The organism is Acinetobacter pittii (assembly GCF_034064985.1).
Classification (GTDB): domain Bacteria; phylum Pseudomonadota; class Gammaproteobacteria; order Pseudomonadales; family Moraxellaceae; genus Acinetobacter; species Acinetobacter pittii_H.
Genome location: NZ_CP139249.1, coordinates 1,995,510 through 2,018,789 on the forward strand (window position 1 = coordinate 1,995,510; position 23,280 = coordinate 2,018,789).

27 protein-coding genes and 1 pseudogene are annotated in these 23,280 nt (G+C 35.7%); 12 read left to right on the forward strand and 16 right to left on the reverse strand.

What is annotated here, in order from left to right:
• Positions 1-25: 25 nt before the first annotated feature.
• The 4 genes from SOI76_RS09465 to SOI76_RS09480 are packed head-to-tail and all read right to left on the reverse strand — an operon-like array spanning position 26 to position 2,749.
• Entirely contained in the window at positions 26-1,213 is a 1,188-nt protein-coding gene (locus tag SOI76_RS09465; RefSeq protein ID WP_002113937.1) for a vWA domain-containing protein, read from the reverse strand.
• A 15-nt stretch (positions 1,214-1,228) separates the two neighbouring features.
• Positions 1,229-2,080, reverse strand: a complete 852-nt coding sequence (locus tag SOI76_RS09470; RefSeq protein ID WP_005069362.1) for an AAA family ATPase — start codon at positions 2,078-2,080, stop codon at positions 1,229-1,231.
• A 29-nt stretch (positions 2,081-2,109) separates the two neighbouring features.
• A complete protein-coding gene (locus tag SOI76_RS09475) occupies positions 2,110-2,496 on the reverse strand; it encodes a hypothetical protein (RefSeq protein WP_104079593.1) in 387 nt (128 codons plus the stop codon).
• Positions 2,489-2,749 (reverse strand): YcgL domain-containing protein, encoded by a 261-nt coding sequence (locus SOI76_RS09480; protein WP_236698568.1) that lies wholly within the window; start codon positions 2,747-2,749, stop codon positions 2,489-2,491. Before SOI76_RS09480 ends, SOI76_RS09475 begins: the two co-directional genes overlap by 8 nt.
• A gap of 509 nt (positions 2,750-3,258) precedes the next feature.
• On the opposite strand from SOI76_RS09480, the gene SOI76_RS09485 reads away from it, so the two are divergent.
• Positions 3,259-3,423, forward strand: a complete 165-nt coding sequence (locus SOI76_RS09485; RefSeq protein WP_016141115.1) for a hypothetical protein — start codon at positions 3,259-3,261, stop codon at positions 3,421-3,423.
• 70 nt (positions 3,424-3,493) lie between these two features.
• Here the strand turns inward: SOI76_RS09485 and SOI76_RS09490 are convergent, their stop codons facing one another.
• From SOI76_RS09490 to SOI76_RS09500, 3 genes are all read right to left on the reverse strand, one after another.
• Complete coding sequence (locus SOI76_RS09490) at positions 3,494-3,829, reverse strand: hypothetical protein (RefSeq protein WP_104079676.1); 336 nt, start codon at positions 3,827-3,829, stop codon at positions 3,494-3,496.
• Positions 3,830-4,008: 179 nt separating this feature from the next.
• Complete coding sequence (locus SOI76_RS09495) at positions 4,009-4,275, reverse strand: hypothetical protein (protein WP_016141117.1); 267 nt, start codon at positions 4,273-4,275, stop codon at positions 4,009-4,011.
• A 96-nt stretch (positions 4,276-4,371) separates the two neighbouring features.
• Complete coding sequence (locus SOI76_RS09500) at positions 4,372-5,223, reverse strand: LysR family transcriptional regulator (protein ID WP_104079592.1); 852 nt, start codon at positions 5,221-5,223, stop codon at positions 4,372-4,374.
• A gap of 122 nt (positions 5,224-5,345) precedes the next feature.
• Between SOI76_RS09500 and SOI76_RS09505 the strand changes: the two genes are divergently transcribed.
• Positions 5,346-6,017, forward strand: a complete 672-nt coding sequence (locus SOI76_RS09505; protein ID WP_104079591.1) for an FMN-dependent NADH-azoreductase — start codon at positions 5,346-5,348, stop codon at positions 6,015-6,017.
• Positions 6,018-6,473: 456 nt separating this feature from the next.
• Here SOI76_RS09505 and rnd read toward each other — a convergent pair whose 3' ends face one another.
• The 5 genes from rnd to metZ form a co-directional block, all read right to left on the reverse strand.
• The gene (gene rnd / locus SOI76_RS09510; RefSeq protein ID WP_104079590.1) at positions 6,474-7,598 is read right to left on the reverse strand and encodes a ribonuclease D; all 1,125 of its coding nucleotides are present in this window, start codon (positions 7,596-7,598) and stop codon (positions 6,474-6,476) included.
• 331 nt (positions 7,599-7,929) lie between these two features.
• The gene (recR, locus tag SOI76_RS09515) at positions 7,930-8,526 is read right to left on the reverse strand and encodes a recombination mediator RecR (RefSeq protein ID WP_032054989.1); all 597 of its coding nucleotides are present in this window, start codon (positions 8,524-8,526) and stop codon (positions 7,930-7,932) included.
• A 9-nt stretch (positions 8,527-8,535) separates the two neighbouring features.
• Positions 8,536-8,865: a YbaB/EbfC family nucleoid-associated protein gene (locus SOI76_RS09520; RefSeq protein WP_016141121.1), complete on the reverse strand. Its 330-nt coding sequence runs from the start codon at positions 8,863-8,865 to the stop codon at positions 8,536-8,538.
• Between the two features lie 259 nt (positions 8,866-9,124).
• Entirely contained in the window at positions 9,125-9,361 is a 237-nt protein-coding gene (locus SOI76_RS09525) for a hypothetical protein (RefSeq protein ID WP_057076188.1), read from the reverse strand.
• A 188-nt stretch (positions 9,362-9,549) separates the two neighbouring features.
• On the reverse strand, positions 9,550-10,737 hold the full coding sequence (gene metZ, locus SOI76_RS09530) for an O-succinylhomoserine sulfhydrylase (RefSeq protein ID WP_205668412.1): 1,188 nt from the start codon (positions 10,735-10,737) through the stop codon (positions 9,550-9,552).
• Positions 10,738-10,873: 136 nt separating this feature from the next.
• Here metZ and SOI76_RS09535 point away from each other — a divergent pair, with 136 nt between their 5' ends.
• From SOI76_RS09535 to porB, 4 genes are all read left to right on the forward strand, one after another.
• Positions 10,874-11,959, forward strand: a complete 1,086-nt coding sequence (locus SOI76_RS09535) for an alpha/beta fold hydrolase (protein ID WP_104079588.1) — start codon at positions 10,874-10,876, stop codon at positions 11,957-11,959.
• Positions 11,960-12,258: 299 nt separating this feature from the next.
• Positions 12,259-12,528 carry a YARHG domain-containing protein gene (locus tag SOI76_RS09540; RefSeq protein ID WP_002122146.1) on the forward strand — a complete coding sequence of 90 codons (270 nt, stop codon included), beginning with the start codon at positions 12,259-12,261 and terminating at the stop codon, positions 12,526-12,528.
• Positions 12,529-12,545: 17 nt separating this feature from the next.
• On the forward strand, positions 12,546-12,959 hold the full coding sequence (locus tag SOI76_RS09545) for an HIT family protein (protein WP_104079587.1): 414 nt from the start codon (positions 12,546-12,548) through the stop codon (positions 12,957-12,959).
• Between the two features lie 255 nt (positions 12,960-13,214).
• A complete protein-coding gene (gene porB / locus SOI76_RS09550) occupies positions 13,215-14,333 on the forward strand; it encodes a porin (RefSeq protein ID WP_104079586.1) in 1,119 nt (372 codons plus the stop codon).
• 108 nt (positions 14,334-14,441) lie between these two features.
• Here porB and SOI76_RS09555 read toward each other — a convergent pair whose 3' ends face one another.
• Complete coding sequence (locus SOI76_RS09555) at positions 14,442-15,032, reverse strand: YidB family protein (protein WP_104079585.1); 591 nt, start codon at positions 15,030-15,032, stop codon at positions 14,442-14,444.
• 99 nt (positions 15,033-15,131) lie between these two features.
• Positions 15,132-15,593: a DUF6231 family protein gene (locus SOI76_RS09560; protein WP_005069394.1), complete on the reverse strand. Its 462-nt coding sequence runs from the start codon at positions 15,591-15,593 to the stop codon at positions 15,132-15,134.
• A gap of 39 nt (positions 15,594-15,632) precedes the next feature.
• Between SOI76_RS09560 and SOI76_RS09565 the strand changes: the two genes are divergently transcribed.
• A complete protein-coding gene (locus SOI76_RS09565) occupies positions 15,633-16,502 on the forward strand; it encodes a DUF2797 domain-containing protein (RefSeq protein ID WP_004708933.1) in 870 nt (289 codons plus the stop codon).
• Between the two features lie 31 nt (positions 16,503-16,533).
• Here SOI76_RS09565 and lpxB read toward each other — a convergent pair whose 3' ends face one another.
• On the reverse strand, positions 16,534-17,709 hold the full coding sequence (gene lpxB, locus SOI76_RS09570) for a lipid-A-disaccharide synthase (RefSeq protein ID WP_104079584.1): 1,176 nt from the start codon (positions 17,707-17,709) through the stop codon (positions 16,534-16,536).
• Positions 17,710-17,929: 220 nt separating this feature from the next.
• Between lpxB and SOI76_RS09575 the strand changes: the two genes are divergently transcribed.
• The 4 genes from SOI76_RS09575 (at position 17,930) to SOI76_RS09590 (ending at position 22,222) form a co-directional block, all read left to right on the forward strand.
• Entirely contained in the window at positions 17,930-20,029 is a 2,100-nt protein-coding gene (locus SOI76_RS09575) for a TonB-dependent siderophore receptor (protein WP_104079583.1), read from the forward strand.
• A gap of 66 nt (positions 20,030-20,095) precedes the next feature.
• Positions 20,096-20,395, forward strand: coding sequence for a hypothetical protein (locus tag SOI76_RS09580; RefSeq protein WP_205668411.1), 300 nt, complete (start codon positions 20,096-20,098; stop codon positions 20,393-20,395).
• The gene (locus SOI76_RS09585; RefSeq protein ID WP_205668410.1) at positions 20,388-21,944 is read left to right on the forward strand and encodes a PepSY-associated TM helix domain-containing protein; all 1,557 of its coding nucleotides are present in this window, start codon (positions 20,388-20,390) and stop codon (positions 21,942-21,944) included. The genes SOI76_RS09580 and SOI76_RS09585 overlap by 8 nt, the downstream gene beginning before the upstream one ends.
• Positions 21,941-22,222, forward strand: a complete 282-nt coding sequence (locus SOI76_RS09590; RefSeq protein WP_104079582.1) for a DUF1634 domain-containing protein — start codon at positions 21,941-21,943, stop codon at positions 22,220-22,222. The genes SOI76_RS09585 and SOI76_RS09590 overlap by 4 nt, the downstream gene beginning before the upstream one ends.
• A 10-nt stretch (positions 22,223-22,232) precedes the next feature.
• Here SOI76_RS09590 and SOI76_RS09595 read toward each other — a convergent pair.
• Positions 22,233-22,313: pseudogene (locus tag SOI76_RS09595) on the reverse strand (hypothetical protein); the annotation flags it as partial.
• 61 nt (positions 22,314-22,374) lie between these two features.
• On the opposite strand from SOI76_RS09595, the gene SOI76_RS09600 reads away from it, so the two are divergent.
• Positions 22,375-23,262 (forward strand): sulfite exporter TauE/SafE family protein, encoded by an 888-nt coding sequence (locus SOI76_RS09600; RefSeq protein WP_104079580.1) that lies wholly within the window; start codon positions 22,375-22,377, stop codon positions 23,260-23,262.
• The last annotated feature ends 18 nt before the right edge of the window (positions 23,263-23,280 follow it).

The following is a 23,280-nucleotide window of genomic DNA, read 5'->3' on the forward strand; positions in this document are numbered from 1 at the left end:
TTTTAAATTATTAAAGTTATCAAGTTTATCGAGAAAGGTAACGCGTTAAGTCCTCAATGCCTTTTAGAGTCATTGGATACATGTGGTTTTCAAAAATCTCTTTAATCCAACCAATAGTTTGAGTGTAATGCCAATACCCTTCAGTTTCAGGGTTTAACCATGCTGTTTTATCAAAATGTTGACGTAGGCGACGCAACCAGACCTCACCTGTTTCATCATTCATATATTCAACCGAGCCACCTACCGATTTCAGCTCATACGGTGCCATACTGGCATCACCCACCACAATTACACGATAGTCACGTCCGTAGGTATGAAACAAATCCCACGTATTCATGCGGGTTGCTGTTCTTCTGTAGTTATCTTTCCAGACATAGTCATAAAGACAATTATGGAAATAAAAGTATTCGAGTGTCTTGAACTCACTTTTAGCAGCACTAAAGAGTTTTTCGCATTGGGCAATGTGCGCATCCATCGAACCACCCACATCAAACAACATGAGTACTTTGATTCGATTACGGCGCTCTGGCACCATTTGAACATCAAGAATACCTTGTTTGGCTGTTTCTCGAATAGTTCCATCAACGTCTAACTCTTCAGCTGCACCTTGGCGAGCAAATTTGCGTAAGCGTCGTAAAGCAATTTGCATTTGGCGAGTTCCAAGAACTTGGTCGTCATCTAGATTTTGGTATTTCCGCTGTTCCCAAACTTTGACCGCCGAACGTTTACGCCCTGGCCCACCAATTCTGACGCCTTCTGGATGGTCACCAAAAGCTCCAAAAGGTGAAGTTCCACCTGTGCCAACCATACGGTTACCACCTTGGTGTTTCTTATGCTGTTCGCGTAATCGCTCTTCCAGCATTTTCATCAGTTCTTCTAAAGAACCCGCTTTTTGAAGTTCAGCTCTTTGCTCTGGTGTTAAATGCTTTTCGAGAAGCTCTAAGTCGAACCAGTCTTTTGGTAATTTATGAACTTGCTTAAGCAACTCATCGATATCAAAAGTTTCAATGCCATCAAAGTAATCTTTCATGGCACGGTCAAACTTATCAAAAAAGCGTTCATCTTTAACTAAAATAGTTTTAGCAAGCTGATAGAACTCTTCTTGATCGGCAAAAACCAAACCTTCACTCACCGCACGGTTTAGATCAATGAGTTCACGAGTGGTAACTGGAACACCATATTTACGTAAGGTGTAAAATAACCGCACAAACATGGGTTACTCCCTCCCTTAACGTCGAGACATGAAAGCCAAGCGTTCGAGAAGTTGTACATCTTGCTCATTTTTGATGAGAGCACCATATAAAGGTGGAATAGCTTTAGATGTATCTCGATTACGTAATACATCTTCTGGCATATCATCTGCCATGAGTAAACTTAACCAATCAATTAACTCAGAGGTTGATGGTGGTTTCTTCAAATTAGGAATTTCACGTAGTTTAAAGAAAACCTGTAAAGCTTCGTTCACCAATGTTGCAGAGATATTTGGGAAATGAACCGCAATGATTTCTCGCATTGTGGCTTCATCTGGAAACTCAATATAGTGGAAGAAGCAACGACGCAAGAAAGCATCTGGCAATTCTTTTTCATTATTTGAAGTAATAATTACAATTGGGCGTTGTGTTGCCGTAATTGTTTCATTCGTTTCATAAACATAAAAAGACATTTTATCGAGTTCATGCAACAAGTCATTTGGAAACTCGATATCGGCTTTATCAATTTCATCAATTAATAATACGCAGCGCTCTTCACTGGTGAAAGCTTCCCACAATTTACCGGGTTTAATGTAGTTCTTAATATCGTAAACTCGGTCATCACCTAACTGGCTGTCTCTTAAACGAGAAACTGCATCATATTCATACAACCCTTGCTGCGCTTTAGTTGTAGATTTGATATGCCAAGTAATCAGTTTTAAACCTAAGCTTTCTGCTACTTGTTCAGCCAGTAAAGTTTTACCCGTGCCCGGTTCACCCTTAATCAGTAAAGGCTTTTGCAAAGCACGAGCTGCTTTTACAGCAAGCTTAAGACTATCAGTCGCGATATATTGATCTGTACCGGTAAAATGTTGGGTATCAGCAGACATGTAAAGACCTTATTTTTCTATTTCAATGGTTAGATGGAACGCATGTTATTGTTTGTTGAATATTTTGACCAACAATATCCAATCACCAAACCTAGACCAACTACAAACAGAATTAAAGATAAATTTGACCAAATTAACGGACTATCTTTAGTTAAAACACCAAAAAGGAGTCCAAAAATAGCAGGTGCCACAGATGCATTCGGCCCTTCAGACACTGTTGGTGTGACTAAAATAGCAAATACGACAAGCCAGCTCATTGCACCAAGAGTTGTAGGAAGTCGGCGCATTAATCGCCACCAACACCACAAAGCAATAATAGCGCCTATTCCATAAGCTGTTAAAGCAATAACACCGTCAGGAACAACATCCAAAAAAGAAAATAATTGATTCATTATTCCAGTTTGATCTTCACGCACCACGTAAGCCCTCTGGTTCAACTGCATTTGGGTTAATTAACCCTTCTGGCGGCATCTGAATAAAGAAACCTTTTGTTTGTAATGAGTCTAAAACATGTAAAACATTAACACGCGCCAATTTACGTGTTGGAGCCAACTCTAAATGCATGACAAACGTTGCACGACCAAACGCTTGTAAAACCGCTTCAGGAACATTTTCAAACGGATCAGCTTGCTCCGCATCGTCAGGATAGTTTGGACGAGCAATATACATGTACATTTCATCTTTTTTGCTCGATCTATAAATATCACAGTGCATTTCAAATCAACTCTTGAACTAAGGACAGCATACATGAAAAAAAACGACACACACACGCAGGTTTGTTTACGCATCAGTCGTTTTTTTAATTCTTGAGAAATATTAACCTACAACATTGATTAAGGTCGATAATAACTTTGTTGTAAACAAGAATGGTTTTTTACTAAATTTATCTAAATAATTGATTTTATAAAATAAATTAAAAATCTATTTTACTAAAATAAAATCAGGTTTAGGACCGACAAAAAAGTATTCATTATCGAATAATTGTTGATAGCATTCTTATAATATTTATACTTAAACTATTGAAAATAATAAATTTCTTTTTCACTTATTTAATAATATACACTTGAGTAAAACTTTTAACTACTTCACTACACATCACTAGACATTATTTAACTCGTTTAATAGCGAGATATGTTTCAATAATAAGTATCTTGTTCATAGATATGGAGGACAAAATTATGCCTCGTGGTGATAAAACTGCTTATACAGCCAAGCAAAAACGTCAGGCCAAACATATTGTTGAGAGTGAAGTAGATAGAGGTCATTCTGAAGAAGAAGCCGAACGAATTGCATGGTCTACCGTCAATAAACAAGATGGTGGTGGTAAGAAAAAGTCCCATTAATATATAAAAATAAATACTTCTTTAGCCCAAACTAAAGAAGTATTTTTATTTAAAGACCTGTTAATTTTTTCTAGAAGACACGAGTGCTTTTTATATAGTCATCGCTTACTTGATTTAAAGCATTCAAAATAGCGCTATCATCTTGACTTAATAAAGCCTCATTAAGACTTTCCATATAGGCAATAAGCTTAGTTTTAGAGGTATGGGCAAATTCAGTCGTTACAGCTTCATCTTCATATAAGATTACATAACTACGTGCGAAACCGTAGATTAGGTAAACTGCTGCTTTTTCTTTTGTATCTTGAGATTCTTTAAGAGACTGCTCACATGCATTTTTTAAGTCTTTAAATGCATCTGTACCAGTAGATTGATTTTTGAAAGAGAAAAGTATTGTTTGGAAGTTCATATCCATATTCCACTCAAAAAGTAAAGCTACAGAAGAAGATGGAATCTGTCAAATAAAAATCTGATTAATATAAGTTTAATTGTAAATAATTTTATATATACTTCTTTTAGATCACGAGAAATCAGGCAATAAAAAACCACTCTTGCTTTAAGAATGGTTTAGTTCAAACCTATCAATGTTTAAAAGCTTATTTCAATTGTGATTGTGGTACCTGAATGTTCAATATCAGTTGAGACATTAAAACCTCTACTTTTAAGCTCCTCTTCAACCAATGTAAGATGATCAGGACTTATGGCATCAACAGGAAACCAAAAATTTGCTTTTCGCTTCCCCTCCTTAGATTCTGACTCAGTACCTGTTAAAATTTTTTCCAATATGACATCTTGATTTATTTTAAAATTTTTAGCATTTTGTCGAGCTTGTTCAGCATTAAAGTTATTAAGCATATTTATTTCTCTAATTATTAATTTATCTAATTTTATAACATAAAAAAGCGATATAAGTTTTAGTGTTATGTAGTTAAACTCATTTAAAGATAAACTTTATTGATTGAATAAATTTTCTACCCACTCAATAAATTTTCTCGCATTTCTATTTTTAAAATCTTCCTTATTTGGTATGTAGTAACATAGCTTTGATTGAATTGGTTTAGTTTCAAACTCTTGTAAAAGATCCGCTTTAACAAACCTATGGGCCAGTGTGGCAGAGCAAAATACTAATCCATTGGCAGATAAAGCCTCGTGTATTCCAAAAATTTCCTGATCAAATTTCTTAATTATAACCCTATTTTGGCTCCATTCATTTTCCTCAAGCCATGCCTCTAGTGGTGGGCTTGGTAACGCCTTATTTTTCCATTCTGTCGTAAATAAAGTTATTGGCTCACTAGGGCATTTAAGTGAATCAAATTTGGATGAACCGAATACATTAAAAGAATCATATTTAACAATATCTTGAGACTTGACTAAAGATACTTCGCCATATCGGATAGGTAAGGTATATAAATGATTGTCTAAAGCTTCACCTGTAGAAAATTCAACTGAGATATCGGGATGCAATTGATAAAATTCATTTATTGAAGGAATTAATACCATTGCAGCTAGTGAAGAGGTACTTGCCACTCTCACTACGTTTCCATTTACCGTTATTTCATCTAAGGCATCTTCAATTTTACGGAATCCTTCAGAAATTGCTCCAGCAAGTCTTTGCCCTGTCGTTGTAAGGGTTATTTTTCTTACTTGTCGGTGAAATAAGTCAACATTTAATCTGCTTTCTAGATTCGTAACATGATGCGAAATTGCAGTCGGTGTAAGCGAGAGTTCTTCAGCAGCCAACTTAAAACTACCCAATCGAGCGGCTGATTCAAATGCTTTAAGTGCTTGCAAAGAAACTTGCATGTCTCCTCCCCATTTACAATTATAGATGAACTAAAATCATCTATAAATGTAATTTTCTCGTTTGTCTACTTATCTTTTAAAACTCAAAATAAATTAAATCTTAATCTTTTATGGAACTAACGATGAGTAAAATATTACATATAGATGCTAGTGTAAGAGCTGCGATTAACCCTGATCCACATCATAATTCGATTTCTAAAAATATTGCTACTCGATTGATTAATTTATGGAGAAAACACCTACCTATAGATGAGTATATTTATCGTGATGTGGGAATGAATCCTCCACCCTTTATTACCCAAGAATGGATCGCTGCTGTATTCACCCCTGAAACTAAAAGAACACAAGCTCAACACGATGTTTTATCTATATCAGATCAATTAATAGCAGAAGTTTCAAATTCAGATATCCTTGTAATTTCTTCACCTATGTACAATTACGGTATGCCTGCTCAGCTTAAAGCATGGTTTGATCAAATTATTCGGATTAATAAAACTTTTGATTTTGACCTTGCTCGAGGAGACTTTCCTTTACAACCTCTTTTGTCTGGTAAATTATTAATTATTATCACTTCGAGCGGAGAGTTTGGTTTTGAGGAGGATGGGATTCGACACAACATGAATCATCTTTTACCTCACATTCGTACACTCAGTAAATATTTAGGTGTAGAGAAAATTTATGAAATTACTTCTGAATATCAGGAGTTTGGAGATCACCGGCATATATCGTCATTAGAAAATGCTTATCATAAAGCTGAAAAAGTTGTGTCCGAAATTGCTTATTCATTTATGTAGAATTTAGAGGATATTAATACTTAAAATTTTAAAATTAAGTTAGATTAATATTAGACCAATAAAAATAAATAAGCCTACCCTATTGGGTAGGCTTTTCATTTCTGCACCGAAACAAACTTATAGTTATATATTATATATGTTGAAATTGTTTTTCTTAAAACCAAGAATATACAGACCTGTATGTTTAAGCAATTGAATTTTTCTCACTGTATAAGTTAATTTAATTCATTATTGGAATTTTAAATTGTTTTCCCTTTATTATATCTTTTTATGAATATTATAAGGCAATATAATTATTTAGATAAACTACAGAAAAACTCGTTTTTATAATTTTAATATTTAATTAAGTTATTTTTAAATAATATCTTATTAATTAAAATTTTAATGTATTGGCTATTTATTGATTAAAAAGGCCCATCACATGATGAGCCTTTTAAATTTAAATAGGATGAGTTATTAAATCGATAAACTTTGTTTTTCTTCTTGAAATAACTGAATTAACGGTTGGGTTAATAACTCATAACGCCAACCCAAAAGATAATCAGGTAGATCTTGTTCATCACCTTGCGAAAGAACATGTTGATGAATAGCATTTAACCATTTCTTTCTCAACAATACTTCTTTAGGAATAGAAGTTTCATTTATTGCATGAGCAAGAACCATATCCATTTTATGTAAAGTTTCTTTAGACGTTACTTTAAAAGGTTTTGCAATTTTCGATGGCCACTGACTTTCGATAGGTAGATCTTTAAGTAATTCTAAAATAGTTTTGCCATATTCACGAACCACATTTGGACGAATATCCTTCACTTGCGAAAGTTGAAAACTATTACGTGGATTCTTTTCAACCATATCAATCATGGTTGAGTTCCTAAGAATAAAACTACGTGGCTGGTTTGTTGCTTTTACAATGTATTCGCGCCATTCGCTTAAATTTTGTAGCTGCATTAGCTGACGACGTGAGTGACGATAATTTCCCACATCGGTATAGAGTAATTCTGTCGGGGTTTCACTAATAATTTCTTTAGTTAAGCTACTACAATCCTCAAGAACGTAGTCATACAGTCCTTTTTGCTTAAGCTGTTCTTGAATATGACTAGCTAACTTCATTAGATATAAAACATCATTAGCTGCATAACAAAGTTGCTGAGGCGATAAAGGTCTAGCTAACCAATCAGATCTTGTTTGATCTTTTTCAATGTCAATATCAAGGCAAAGTTTTAAAGCACCTTGGTAACTCACTTGCAGGCCATGGCCTAAGAAAGAAAGCCCCACCTGAGTGTCAAATACCTTAAGCAAATCTTCTTGATCGGCATAATGGTAGATTAAATCGATGTCCTCTCCACATGCATGAAAAATATTTTGCTGTGCGAGAAAGATCTTTTTCCAAAACTGACTTAGATCTAATGAAACACCATCCAACAGATAGACATTGCCATTTACATTGACTTGGCATACTCCAAGTTTAGGCCAGAGTGTGTCAACCTTAATAAATTCTGTATCAAGTCCATATATTGAACATTGATCCATTTTTTGAAGAACATCAACCAATTCGGTTTGCTGTTGGATAAACTGAAACATGCTTTCTCAAGTAAATGCAAAGAGTGCTTTAAACTCTGGTATATATAACATAGAAGCAGAAAAATGCTACTTAAACCTTTATGAATACTCTATTTTTGAACAATTTTTCGAAAATAGATAATTTTTTGATCTTTTAATTGTACTTTTTAAATTTATCTCCAAATATTCTTTATTTAAAATTTATAAGACCTTTTTCATGCTTATATTCATATTTTATTTAAACTTTCTACTATTATAAAACCAAAATAATATTTATGTTTAATAGTTGAATTCAATTTAGAAGTTTTTCAATTAAATTGATATTGTATTAATGAAATAAGCATCGCAATGCTTATTTCATTCTCATACGGTTATGCACTGCCTGACTTAAGGTATGGCTATCGACATACTCGAGTTCACCACCCTGAGGTACGCCCTGAGCAATACGTGTCATTTGTATTGGTAAGTGCTTAGTCGCCTCTACCAAATAATGAGCCGTTGCCTGTCCTTCTACAGTTGCATTCGTTGCCAAAATCACTTCTTCAATCTTACCTTGGCTTAAACGCTGAATGAGATAAGGAATACCAATTTCTTCAGGTCCAATACCATCTAATGGAGAAAGATGACCACCTAAAACATGGTATTTGCCACGAAAGCTACCGCTTTGTTCAATCGCCATCACATCTGCTGGTGATTCAACCACACACAATAATTGATCATCTCTGTCTGTTGAGGCACAAATATCACAAATTTCATGTTCAGTCAGAGAATGACAAACACTACATTCATGTATATAACTTGAAGCTTCATGTAGAGCATGAGCTAATGCAAATGCACCTTCTCGATTTTTCATCAAAAGATGTAAAGCCATACGTTGAGCCGATTTCGGACCAACGCTAGGCAATATACGTAAAGCTTGAACGAGTTGTTCAAATCTATCACTAAACACTGAATTTCCTTAGAACATGCCCGCTAAGCCAGGTGGCAAGCCCATACCAGAATTTGCTTTTTGCATTTTTTCTTCAGAAATCACCTCTGCTTGACGCACAGCGTCATTTACTGCAGCAGCAATTAAGTCTTCAATCATGTCTGGTTCATCTTGAAGTAATTCTGGATTAATTTCGATACGTTTTACGATATAACGGCCCGTCATTGTTACTTTAACCAAACCACCGCCAGCTTCTGCTTGAACTTCAGTTTGAGCAAGCTCTTCTTTAGCCTTTTTTATATTTGTTTCCATATCTTTTTGCATGCGCTGCGCTTGCTGCATGAGCATATTGATATTCATAATCTTACTCCGTATCTCTATCAAATCTTTAAAGTATTATTCATTTCTGCCAATACTTTATAAAAACTTAATCTCGTTGAGCTAGCCTTATTGATCAAAATCTATGTAGGCTAGTACATTGAACTCAAATTAATCCGTAATTCTGACACAATAAAGTAATGTTTTCTATCAGTATCTCTAGCTCTATTTTGACGCAGCCATATACATGACAAAAGTAAAATTAACTGCCATTTCTTTAGGATTTAAGTGCTTTAGAGAATTATTGAGAAGCCTGTAAACCTTCTTTGATTGTTTTATATTCGCTTAAAGGAACTTTTTTGAAAGAGTTATTCGCTTTTTCAATAGACTCGTCTGCTTCTTGTACTGATTTCTCCGCATTACTGATTAACAATGTTGTTTCATTTGATGCGGGGCTTAGAGTAGGTTTAGTTAATAATTTGTATCCAATGACACCAACTACCCCCACCACAACAACAATAGCAATAGGCTTAAGCATTTTAAAACTCACATTTATTTTAATTTGATTTAAAGTCTTTATAACCTTTGCTCGGCATTACGATTTAAATAAAATGTAGTTTTTTTATTGCAATTGTAAAAATTAAGTAACTTTAGATAAAAAACCACCTCAACTCATGAGATGGCTTTTAAGCAACTAAAATAGTTTCGACAAAAATTTTAAAATAATCAGATAAGATCTAACCCACGTGAAATATCACCAATGATGTCATTAATATCTTCTAGACCTACAGATACGCGAATTAAGCCTTCTTGAATACCTACGGCTTCTTTTGCTTCAACAGAAAGTTTACCATGTGTTGTAGTTGCCGGATGTGTAATTGTTGACTTCACATCACCTAAGTTACCGGTAATCGAAATAAACTTAGTATTATCAATAACTTTCCAAGCACCTTCACGCTCACCTTTAACAACGAAGGATACAATACCCCCAAAGCCATTTTGCTGTTGAGCCGCAAGTTCATGACCTTCATGAGCAGGTAAACCAGCGTAGTAAACTTTCTCTACCTTTTCATGAGTAGATAACCATTCTGCAAGAATTTGAGCACTCTCACAGTGTGCTTTCATACGTAAGCGTAAAGTTTCTAAGCCTTTTAGAAAAACCCATGCATTAAACGGACTCATTGATGGTCCAAGCGTACGAACCACACCAAAAACTTCTTCTAACAACTGATGATTGCCAACAACAGCACCGCCTAATGCACGGCCTTGGCCATCTAAGTATTTAGTCGCAGAGTAAATCACAAGATCTGCACCAAACTTGAGTGGTTGCTGCAAAACAGGTGTACAGAAACTGTTATCAACTGCAAGTAATGCGCCATTTGCATGGGCAATATCTGCAAGCGCCTGAATATCTGCGATCTCCGCTAGAGGGTTAGACGGCGACTCAACAAAAAAAAGTTTAGTTTCGGGACGTACAGCGTTTTTCCATGCGTCCAAATCACATAAATCAACAAATGTAATATCTACACCAAACTTGGAAATATATTTTTCAAATAAGGCAACAACTGAACCAAAAACTGCTCTTGAGCAAATAACATGATCACCAGCTTTTAAATATGCCATAGCAACAGACAAAATCGCGCCCATTCCCGAGCTTGTTGCAACAGCTCGCTCTGCGCCGTCTAAAGCTGCTAAGCGTTTTTCGAACATCGATACAGTCGGATTAGTAAAACGAGAATAGATATTTCCTTGAACCTGACCAGAAAATTTTGCTGCAGCTTCAGCTGCATTTTCATATACAAATGATGAAGTCAAAAAAATCGGTTCGCCATGTTCACCTTCAAAACTACGAGTATGTCCGGTACGAATGGCTAAAGTATCAAGTTGGTATTCTAAATCATCAGACTGGTTCATTAAATGTTCGCCTTTACTGGTCATGTACTAAAAAACTATCATCATTTTGAGTGTCTAGGGTATTTAAGGTCAAGGTAAACCTTAAAATTATCGCTTAGACTTTATTCAACTTTAGTAAATAGTTGGTAAAAGCAAGATGAAACGCTTAAAGTCCCTTGTCTCTGAACAAAGTAAAATCAAGCACCTCTCTACCCGACTATTTCACCCTCAAACATTAGTATTGTCACAAAGCACCCCATTTGAAATGATTGGTGAGTTCAATCAAACCCGTATTCGTTACTACGCAGCTACTCAAAAACAATTTAAAGAACCTTTAGTATTTGTGGCTCCTTTAGCTATTAATATGGCGATCTATGATTTATACCCTTATCGTTCTCTTATCAAATACTTCCAAAATGCTGGTTTCGATGTCTATTTGGTAGATTGGGGCCGTTTAAAGTTTAAAGATAGACATCTTAACTTCTTATCATTTATTAAAGATTTTATTCCTAAAGCAATAGAACTTGTTCGAGTACATTCAGGAAGTGAACAAATCTCGCTACATGGATGGAGCATGGCTGGTATATTCGTTACTTTATATACCGCTCTCAATCAACCTAATCATGTTAAAAATCTTATCGTACTTGGTAGCCCAATAGACAGTTATACCTCTGGCTATATTGGCAAGCTCTATCGAACCATGAATCATGTTATTGGTCGCAATAAAAAAATTCAGAACCGTATTTATGGTGGATTACCAAAACGTTTGATTCATACTCCGGGAATTTTAAATTCACTAGGTTTCAAAATTCTTGATCCTAAAGGTTGGTTTGATGGCCATGTTCAACTACTAAAAAATCTTGACGACCTGCAATTTGTACAAGAGCATGCCACCCTCAGTAACTTTTTAAATAATATGATTGATTACCCTGGTGGAATTAATCAGGACATGTTGTTCAATGTGTGGCTACAGAACCCGTTAAAACATGGCTTTATTCAGCTAAAAGATCAGAAAATTGAATTAAAAAATATAGATTGCTCTCTCTTGGTTGGTGCTGGCCGTAATGATCAGTTGGTAACTGCTGACGCTGCTTCTCCATTAAGTGAGTTGACAAGTAGCCAAGATGTTACATTTACGCTTATACCTGGCGGACATTTGGGTCTCATGTCGAGTCAGGCAAGTGCGCTGGAGTTCTGGCCCCAACTAGCGAAATGGCTGACCGAACGCTCAACAAAAATTTAAGGATAAGATCAGGATTCAATCTATGGGATTTGTTAGAAGATCTATTTAATTATTCTTTTTGCTCATCACTTGCGATTATAAGACGTTCAACAACCATTAGATTCTGGAAAAACATATAATTTTTTAGTTAAGTTTATGTTTTTATTTAATATTTTTAAGTTATTGATATCTAATAATTTTATTTATTCTTTGAACAAATTATAAACCAAAATGACACTTGAGTAATTAATAGTCATTGAAATCTTGGCAATAAACCTTATATTGAGTACAGGTTCATACCTTTAACTGAGGAAAAGCTCATGAATAAATTTATGGTTGCAGTCTTTACGGGCATGGTGAGCATTGCTAGTTTAGGCGTACAAGCTGCAACACCTGAGCAAGAATGTCAAAAATTGCAAGACGATTACAATTTGATTTATGCATCAAAAGGCTTTTGTTTTAAAGATCCTGATGCAAAAGAGAAATATGGTAATGAAAACTGTCATACGACAAAACCTAAGTTTTCTGACAAAGAGCAACAACGTCTTGACGCTATTAAAGAACGTCAGAAAGAATTGAAATGTAAATAATTTTAAAGGAATAATACATGGCATATGATGATCAAAATATCTTCGCAAAAATTTTACGTGGAGAACTTCCTGCGATAAAAGTCTATGAAGATGATCAAGTTCTAGCTTTTATGGATATTATGCCTCAAACCGATGGTCATACATTAGTTATTCCAAAAACACCAGCTGTAACACTCTTAGATTTACCTCCTGAAGCAGCGGCATATACTATACAAATTGTCCAAAAAATTGCCAAGGCAATGGAAAAGGCGCTCAATTTAGAAGGTATTGTCTTAATGCAACTTTCTGGAGCAGCGGCGGGGCAAACTGTTCCACATGTTCATTTTCACCTTATTCCAACAAATGTGCATCAACTTGGACGCCATGCTGTAGAGTTAGGTGATCAAGAAAAAATTAAAGAATTAGCGGAAAAAATTAAAGCAGCTCTTTGATTTTTCAATTATTAAAGCGGAGTTTAGACTCCGCTTTTTTTCGTTTTAAGAAATATAAAAAATTAAAAAACTAATTTATTTCTAAATTTTAAGCGTCATAAAACTGTCATTTATTCTTCACTTCTCTGTCACAAAATTTACCGATACTGCTTAGCAAGTTGGTGAGCTTTTGTAACTTTTTGTACATAAGTCAACTACAAAATAAATAGTTAGCTAGGCATACGCCCTTTTTAAATACCTTTTGGAGAAATCTCAATGAAGAAATTGCTACTCGCTGCCGCAGTTGCAACTTTGAGCATAAACGCGGTGCAAGCAGCGCCAACTTTGTATGGCAAACTAAATGTTTCTGTTAACCAAGTTGATAATAAAAATTTCGATGGAAAAAGTGACGTTACCGAAATTAACTCAAACTCTTCTCGTATTGGGGTCAAAGGCGAAGAGAAATTAACTGACAAATTATCTGCTGTTTATTTAGCTGAGTGGGCAATTTCTACTGATGGTTCGGGTTCTGATACTGACCTTAGCGCGCGTAACCGTTTTATTGGATTAAAAACTGAAGGTGTTGGTACTTTAAAAGTCGGTAAGTATGATTCTTACTTCAAAACTGCTGCTGGTGGTAACCAAGACATCTTTAATGACGATACACGTTTAGATATTACTAATATCATGTACGGTGAAAACCGTTTAGACAACGTGATTGGTTTTGAATTAGACCCTAAATTATTAGCTGGTTTAACATTCAATATCATGGCTCAAACTGGTGAAAGCACCTCTGATAGCAAACAAGGTGAAACTGGTAAAGACAGCAAAAATGATAGCTTCGACTCTGTATCAACTTCGCTTGGTTACGAAAACAAAGATATCGGTTTAGCAATTGCTGCTGCTGGTGACTTTGGTATTAAAGGTAAATATGCAGCTTACGGTCTAAAAGATGTCTATACAGATGCTTACCGTGTAACTGGTTCTTATGACATTGCTAAATCTGGTTTTGTAATTGGCGCTTTATGGCAACATGCTGAACCTACTGATGACTTGACTGCTTATAAAACGTCAAAAACTACGCGTGTAGATGGTGTTGATAAAACTACAGATACCTATACAAACTACAAAGGTTTAGAAGAAGAAGCATATGCAGTAACAGCTGCTTATAAAATTCCAAACACTAAACTTAAAGTGAAAGCAGAATACGCTTCTGCTGAAACACAAGTAAGCGGTAAACAAGATCGTAAAATTGACTTATACGGTTTAGGTCTTGATTACCAAATCAATAAACAAGCTCGCTTCTACGGTATCGTTGCTCAACAAAAACGTGACTGGTTGAACGACGACGACAAACAAACTGTTGTAGGTACGGGTATCGAATATAACTTCTAATTAGTTATGTTTGCTCCAGATCTAAAATAAAAGGGCTTATGCCCTTTTATTTTGTTGGCACAATAAAATAGCCGATATAAAAATATCGGCTTTTAAAGAATTTATATCTTATTTTAAGAAACCACTTACAAGATTCATAACGTTTTGAATATCTTGGTTTGCTTCTTGATGATCAGTACTGTCACCTTGAGGTATTAATGAATCAATGACCTGAGGTAAGACTGAAGCAATTGCACCGTAAACTTGCTCTTTTGGCGCTTGGGCTTGCTCAGCAACTTGTTCAATGTCGGCTGGATTAAATAAACTCTGTAATTGCTGAGTCGGAACTTCGCTATTACTTTGATTTGGATCAACCCAGCTTTGAACCTGGCTTCCTAAACCCGCACCTTTCAACTTTTCTAATGCAGCCTGTAAACCACCTTGTTGCTGCACCCAACCTAAGATTAAAGGCACAACTGCAATTAATAAACTTTGTACACCGCCACCTGCTTGAGGTGTGTTGTTATTGCCAGTCACTTGCCCTAATACAGAACCTAGTACGCCCCCAAGACCACCTTGGGTACCAGATGAAGTATTACCACCCATTTGTCCGAGTACTGAACCTAAAATTCCACCTAAACCACCTTGACCTGACGCTTGTTGATTCCCACCTAAAGCTTGCTTAGCCAAAACTTCTACAATATTGCTTAAATTTGTCATGAGTAACTCTTATGTATGGTTTATATATGAGCATACGCGTTTTTTTGTTAAGACAGCAAAAATCAAATTGTTAAATTTTGAAAGAGATTGAAAGGTCTTTTACCAACGGAATTTATTCCAGTTTTCCGGATTTGCCCAAAATTTTGAATTAAACCAGTCTGGTACATGCTTATAGGTCAAAATATTAAATTGCCATAAAGCAAAATCACTATCATGTGAAGTTTTATCAATAAGTTGAGTAAAACCTAAAGAACGTAATAACTGCTCATCACTGCGTTTACTTACCACTACAATTCGTTTCGCTAATAAATCTCTTAGCTTTACTAATAATTGTGATTTTTGCACATCGCTGATGTTCTGCATTTCATCAGTATCGAACAATACAAAACCCAAATCATAACGCTGAGTAAAAGGCAGACTTAAAAGCTCAGTTACGGTAAAATAGTGCCATTGAATTGCGTTATTCTGGTCAATTTTCTGGCCAATACAAAGTGCAGTATGAATGGGCTGTTCGTTTGATAAATCGTCTAGCATAGAAGTGATGACATTTTGTTCAGCCATAACTGCAACCCTTAATTGAAAGATGTGAGTTTAAACTTTATGGAACTACAAGGCATTTGCCATAAAATGCATGCAGGCCTAAAAGATGCTAGTGTAACTGATCAACAGACAACCAAGGCAAATGTTGAATACAAATTTGTATTAGACCGTTCAGAAATTGATCTTCCTTTTAATTTAGGACAAGAACTAGAAATCGAATGGACAGGTAATATTTATTGCACTTCATGTGGCACTAAAACACCGAAATCTTATTCTCAAGGTCACTGCTTTAAATGTTTTAAAACTAAAGCGGAATGTGACTTGTGTATTATGAAGCCTGAAACATGTCACTATCATTTAGGTACATGTCGTGAAGATGACTTTGCCCATAGTGTTTGTTTCCAACCACATATTGTATATTTGGCAAATTCAAGTGCTTTAAAAGTGGGTATTACTCGTGTTAGTCATATGCCGGGTCGTTGGTTAGACCAAGGTGCAACTCAAGCCTTACCTATTTTAAAAGTTGGATCACGCCGTTTATCTGGTCAGCTTGAAACCATGTTTGGTTCTTTAATTGCTGATAAAACAGATTGGCGCAAACTCCTCAAGGGTGAAGCTGAACCTTTAAATATGGTTGAACAACGTGATCAATTAATCGAGGAGTTCGCCCCTAAAATTCAAACTATTCGTGAGGAGTTCAGTCAAAACCTTGAATTTAACGAAACGGTTGAACTACTAGAAAATGAATTGCCACGTGAGTTTGTATACCCAGTTGAACAATATCCTGAAAAAATTAAGTCTCTAAACTTGGATAAAACACCAAAAATTCGCGGTGTATTACAAGGTATTAAAGGCCAATATTTAATTTTTGATATTGGTGTCATCAACATTCGTAAATATACGGGCTACGAGCTCATCGTACGTGCATAAATAGAAAAGGCATTCATAAGAATGCCTTTTTTTATTTTTCAAGCACATTTAGGATGACTTGAACCGGATCTTCTGTATTTCCAGAAATAAGCTGTTTATGCATAGTTAAATGTTGCATTACTTGAATTTGAGCAGTTTCCACATTCATCAATTTTTCTATTTCAGCTGCTAAATTTTCAGGTGTTGCATCAGCTTGAATCAGCTCCTCAATAACTTTCTTACCCGCAATAATATTAGGCAAAGAGTAATAAGGAATTTTTACCAAGAATTTAGCAATTAAGTAAGTTAACCAATGCAACTTATAGAAAGTGACCATTGGTCGATGCATTAACATTGCTTCTAATGTCGCCGTTCCAGATGCTAAAGCGATAATGTCACTCGCATTCATGACCATACGGCCAACTTTAGATTCACTATCAGTATTTTCTAAAATATGAATTACAGTTTTCAAATTAGGCGCTAATTGTTCAACACCCTGCTCAATCTGTTGTTTACGAGCATCATTAATTGCTGGAATTAAAAATTGAATGTCAGGATGTTTGTCATGCAAAATATTAGCAGCACCCAACAACATAGGAAGGAGTCGCTCTACTTCACCTTTGCGGCTACCCGGCAACAAAGCAATATACTTCTGATTTTCATTAAGACCTAATTGTTGTTTGGCAATTTGAAGTGGGTTCTCAAGTGGCAATTGTTTAGCTAATGGATGGCCTACAAATGCTGCTGGAACTTCATATCGTTCATAAAAAACTTTTTCAAACGGAAATAAGCAAAGTACTAAATCTATGCTCTGCTTAATTCCATGAACACGCCCTTGGCGCCACGCCCAAACTGAAGGACTCACATATTGAACAGTTTTGATTGGAAGACTCTTTTCTTTAATACTTTTCGAAAGTCTAAGGTTAAAGTCTGGTGCATCAATACCAATAAAAATATCAACTGGATTTTGAGTCCATTGGTTAATTAGACCATCCCGCACGGCGAATAATTTTTTTAAATCTTTTAATACCTCAACAATCCCCATCACAGATAGAGTTTCCATCGGGTAATAACTGTTAAAACCTTCAGCAATCATTTGAGGACCACCGATTCCCTCAAATTCAGCATCGATCCCCTGTTCTCGAAAACTACGCATAAGTTTCACACCAAGCGTATCTCCAGAAACTTCCCCAACTACAATGCCTATTTTAAGTTTTCGGTTTGCCAAGGTGATTTACCCAAGAATTTGAAATAATGCATTCTAGCATAGAGGTTTATTAATCTTGAACTTGATCTATATGTGCTTACCAAGAGCAGCTACAGCACAAGCTATCTAAAATTACACTCATTCACCATCTTTTAATCTAAATTAACAATGCAATTTGAATTGTAGCTTACATTTACAAACAATAAAATAAATGAGAATTATTTACATTATCTTTAATCTTATGAATATCCCACCTCGACCATTTAAGCTTACCGTAATCGCCTGCGCGATTTGTTATGCGAACCTCTCTTATGCTCAAGACTCAGAGGTACAAGCTTTACAGACGATTCAAGTTAAAGCATCAAATGCTGAGCAGTCTTCTGAACAAACTAAAGCATATAATGTTAAAAACTCGAGTAGCGCAACCAAGCTTAATATTGAGGCTAAAGAAACTCCTCAAACCATTAACGTCGTTACTCGTCAGCAAATTGAAGATTTTGGACTTACCAGTACCCGAGATATTTTAAGTAATACACCAGGTGTAACTGTAACCGGATTAGAAACCAACCGAACAACTTATACGGCTCGTGGTTTTGATATTTCAAATATTTTGGTTGATGGAATCGGTATCCCTCAAGTTGACAGCTATAATTATAACAATAGTGATGCAGACAGTTATTTCTATGATCGTGTTGAAATTGTCAAAGGTGCTGATGCCTTAACAAATGCTCTGGGAGATCCTGGTGCTACAATTAACTATATCCGTAAACGTCCTACCAAAGAATTTCAAGCAAATGCTGGGGTGAGCTATGGTTCATGGGATACACAACGTTATGAAGCGGATATCTCTGGTTCTCTTACACAAGATGGACGAGTACGAGGACGTCTTGTAGGTTATGAGAAAGTAGGAGATTCTTATCTAGACCGCTATTCAGAAGAAAAAAATGGATTTCAAGGAATTTTAGAAGCTGACGTTACAGACACTACAAATGTTTCAGCAGGATATTCGAAAACTCGTCAATACGCTAATGGTTCTCAATGGGGTGCTCTACCCTTGGTTAACTCCAAAGGTGAACCACTAAGTTATTCTCGTAACTATAATTATGCACCATCATGGACATACTACGATTGGGAAATAGATAATTATTTCGCCAATATTGAACAAAAATTATGGGGAGACTGGAAGTTAAGATTAGGCTATAACCTTAAGAAATCAGATGTTAAAGATAAAATGCTTTATCTCAGTGGTTTTCCTTCTGCTACTGACAATACGTCTGGTATTTCACTATATCCAGAAATTTATAATCAGAAATTTAAAGAAACTACTGCTAATGCAGACATTCAAGGTACTTTTAATTTATTAGGACAGCAACACGAAGCAAATATTGGTTATAACTGGTCAAAATATAGTGCTCAAAGTGTTTATTCGTATGGCAGTAGTTTAGGTGTTATTACCACAGACTTACCAAGCTGGACTCCTGAAGAACCGACTTGGGGAGACTTTACCTATGCAGACCCAGAAGAAAGAACCATGAAGTCCGTTTACGGTGCGACTCGTCTTCATTTAGGTGAGGATCTTAAATTTATCTTAGGTGCCAACTACACTGAAATCGACACTTTAGAATATAAAAAGAATAAAGTTTCTCCATATGCAGGTATTACATATAACTTTACTCCTGAATATACAGGTTATATGAGTTATACCTCTATTTTTAGACCACAAACTGTTATTGATCTTTCTACTAAACAAACAGCTGTACCAGTAGAGGGTGAAAGCTATGAATTAGGTGTAAAAAGCGCTTGGTTAGATGGGGCTTTAACAGGAAATATCGCCATCTTTAGAACAGATGAAGATAATTTTGCACTAAACCCATTATGGGATCCGCTTTATAACAAATACTCATCTCCAATCGGAACGATTAGATCGCAAGGTGTTGAGGTAGGATTAACTGGAAAATTAACTGATAACTTAGATTTGGTTTTTGGTTTTTCAACATTTAGTCTAAAAAATATGGAAACGGGTGAAAGAGGTAGACCTAATATCCCGACTCAAACGCTTAACGTTTTGGCATCTTATACTGTTCCACAGATTCCAAAGTTAAAAGTTGGTGCAAGCATTAAGTGGCAAGATGATATACATGATACCTCTTACTCAACTGTAAAACAGGATGCGTATGCATTGCTTAACGTTATGGCCAGTTATGATTTAAATGAACATGTACTGTTCCAAGTGAATGGAAACAATCTAACTAATGAAAAATATTTGACAGGCTTATCTGGTGGTCAAGGTTACTATGGAGCTCCAGCCAACTATACAGTTGCTGTAAAGTTTAAATATTAATATCGTAGCCAATCCCAATTTAGGGATTGGCTTTACTTATTATTCTTTGTGTATGTGTCAGTCAAGATGCCCAAAACTGTAAATCTCCCTATGTCATATCGTATAAAAGTTTTCTATCGATTTTTGCTAGTTTTCGGTATGGGCTTTGCCTGTATGGCGTATTTAAGTCTTGGACTCACTGGAATTTTCCTTTTGAATCTGGACAAAGCTGAGGCTATCTATCTTTCAGCATTTATAGCAATTCTATTTTACGTCATCTTTGTGATTGTTGGTTTCTGCGTTCAATCACTTTTGAAACTCACTGGGCTATCAATTGTTTTGTGCGCCCTTTTCTTTTTTGTGACACGTATGGTGGGTTATGCATAAAGGTATACGTCAATCTATGGCATGGCTCCACTCATGGACTGGCTTAATTTTTGGATGGCTCGTGTTTGCCATTTTCTTAATGGGTAGCCTATCTTATTACCGTCATGAAATTAATTTATGGATGCAACCAGCACTTGCGCAATATGAGGTAAAGCAAGATATTGCTATTAAAACAGCATATCAATATTTACAAGAAAACGCTCCAGACGCCAAATCTTGGTATTTAACTGTGGCTACACCAGAAAGTCCCGTCAACATCATGTATTGGGAAAAAGCTGACGGCGGTTATGGCAATGCCACACTTGATACTACCACGGGAAAAGAGCTTCAACTTTCGGCGACCTTAGGCGGTGACTTCTTTTATCGCTTCCATTACCAACTTTTTGGAATTCCAATAATAGTTGGGCGATTAGTCGTATGCCTTGCCGCATTTATTATGCTGATTGCTTTGATTTCAGGCATTATTACCCATAAAAAAATATTCACCGACTTTTTTACTTTACGTACATTTAAGTCTCAGCGTTCATGGTTAGACTTTCATAATATTTCTTCAGTGGTTGCACTACCCTTCTTTTTAACCATTACGTTTACAGGCTTAGCTATCTTCTTTTATTTATATCTGCCTTGGGGAATGCAAAAGATTTACCCACAAAACCCTTATCAGTATTTTACTGAGATTCGCACAAAGACTGGACTTGAGAATCAATCGATTCAGCCTGCTCAAAACTTAGCTATTGATAAGTTATTAAACCAAGTTCAACAAAGTTGGGGTAACCAACCTTTATCAATAATGAGTGTAAAAAATCCAAATACCAATCAAGCTCAAATTACATTTATTCAAAAAGAAGACCGCACCATTACTCGAAATCAGCCTCAAATTACATTAAATGCTTCAACTGGCAAAGTCTTGGCAGATACACGTAATAATAGTCCTATTGCAACGTTAAATGCGGGTGTCTATGGGTTACATATGGCGACATTTGCTCAGCCTTTGCTTCGTTTAGGATTCTTTTTCTCAGGCATTTTAGGCTGTGTAATGATTGCCTCTGGTTTGTTACTTTGGAGTCTTAAACGTCAAATTCAAAATAAGAATAGTAAGTTTCATTTCGGGCACTATTTAGTTGACCGATTGAATGTTGCAGCGTTTGTTGGATTACCTTGTGCAACTGTAGCCTACCTAAGCGCTAATCGGTTATTTAAAGTCACTTCAACCACGATCAATTATGAAGTTTATAGCTTTTTCTTGGTTTGGCTCATCAGCTTAATCATTGCATTAATCACTAAAAAACAGCATTTGTGGCGAACTCAACTTTGCGTTTTTATTATGCTCAGTATTGCACTTCCCATCTTAAACCTAAGTTATTTACTTAAACATGAGTATGTCCAAAGCCTCAGTGATTATTGGACATTTGCACGTGTAGATATCTTTTTGTGGATCTTTGCAACTTTAGCAATTTTTATATTCTTCAAAATTCAACCTATTCAGCATAAAGCTATAGAAAAGATTCAAAAAAAACTAAATAAATTAAATACTGAGGTGAGCTCATGATTTTTATAGCTTTCATCTTGATTCTATTAGGAATGTATTTGCTATTTATGGCGAGCGAGAAATATAGGTCATCGAAATCAACAGGTCGTTTCAAATCGTTGGCTCAAAAGTATTACCGACACTTTAAAATAGCTGCATTCATATTATTTGGTTTATGTGCATTTATTCTTATTCAACAATATAAATTTTCAATTGGTTTTGTCAGTTGGTGGATCTTTGCAACGCCATTAACTTTTCTTTTTATACTTTTAATTAACCCACTAAAGTCACCAAAATAATCATTTTCTAAAAAAAATGATGAAAAATAGTACAAGCTAAGCAAAATTTTCGTTGCTTAGCTTTTTTTTGCATAAGTAAATCATTATTCATGACAACTGTTTATCTCTAAAAGGAATAAGATATCTGCGTTTCGTGATAAGTGGCGATAAAGATGTCTGGTGCTTTTGAATTTATCTTAGCGGGTATGTTAGTTGGTTTCTGTGTAGGGATTACAGGAGTTGGTGGTGGATCATTAATGACGCCAATTTTAATTAGTCTTTTTAGAATTGAACCACATATCGCGATTGGTACCGATTTACTTTATGCCGCAATCTCAAAATTTTGTGGATCAATGGTTCACGCTCGAAAGCTCAATATTGTCTGGCCAATTGTTTTATGGTTGGCTGTAGGTAGTATTCCTGCATCTTTCGGTACTTCATGGGTACTTGAGCACTATTTAAGTCAGTCAACCCACTATAAAGCTGTATTAACTATGGTATTAGGCTTTATGTTGACCTTAACTGGTGTTTCCATCATTTTCCGCACGCGTATTGAGAAATTCTTTAATAAATTCAGAACTAAAGAAGTCACCCAAACTGAAAATGAGCAGTTGGCAATCCATAAGAAACGTAGCTTTATCGTGGTGATGGGTATCATTTTAGGTATATTCGTAACCCTTTCATCAGTTGGTGCGGGTGCATTTGGCATCATGGCACTCGTCATCATGTTCCCGAACTTGCCAATGATCCGAATTATTGGATCGGATGTCGTACATGCGGTATTACTTACCTTAGTGGCTGGCCTGGGACACATGAGTGCTGGTAACGTCGACTTTACCCTTCTTATGTGGTTATTGGTGGGTTCAATTCCGGCAATTATTATTGGCACATTAATTAGCTCTCGTATGCCTGAACGTTTAATCCGAAAAATTTTAGGGATTACCCTATTTGCCCTCGGCGTTAACTTTATGGTTCATCCAGTCAAAGCAAAACCGAAAGCACCTGTGATACAACAACAAACAGCAGTTGCCGAAAAAACAGGCAACTCAACTGAAAGATAGTAAAATCAATAGGATTTT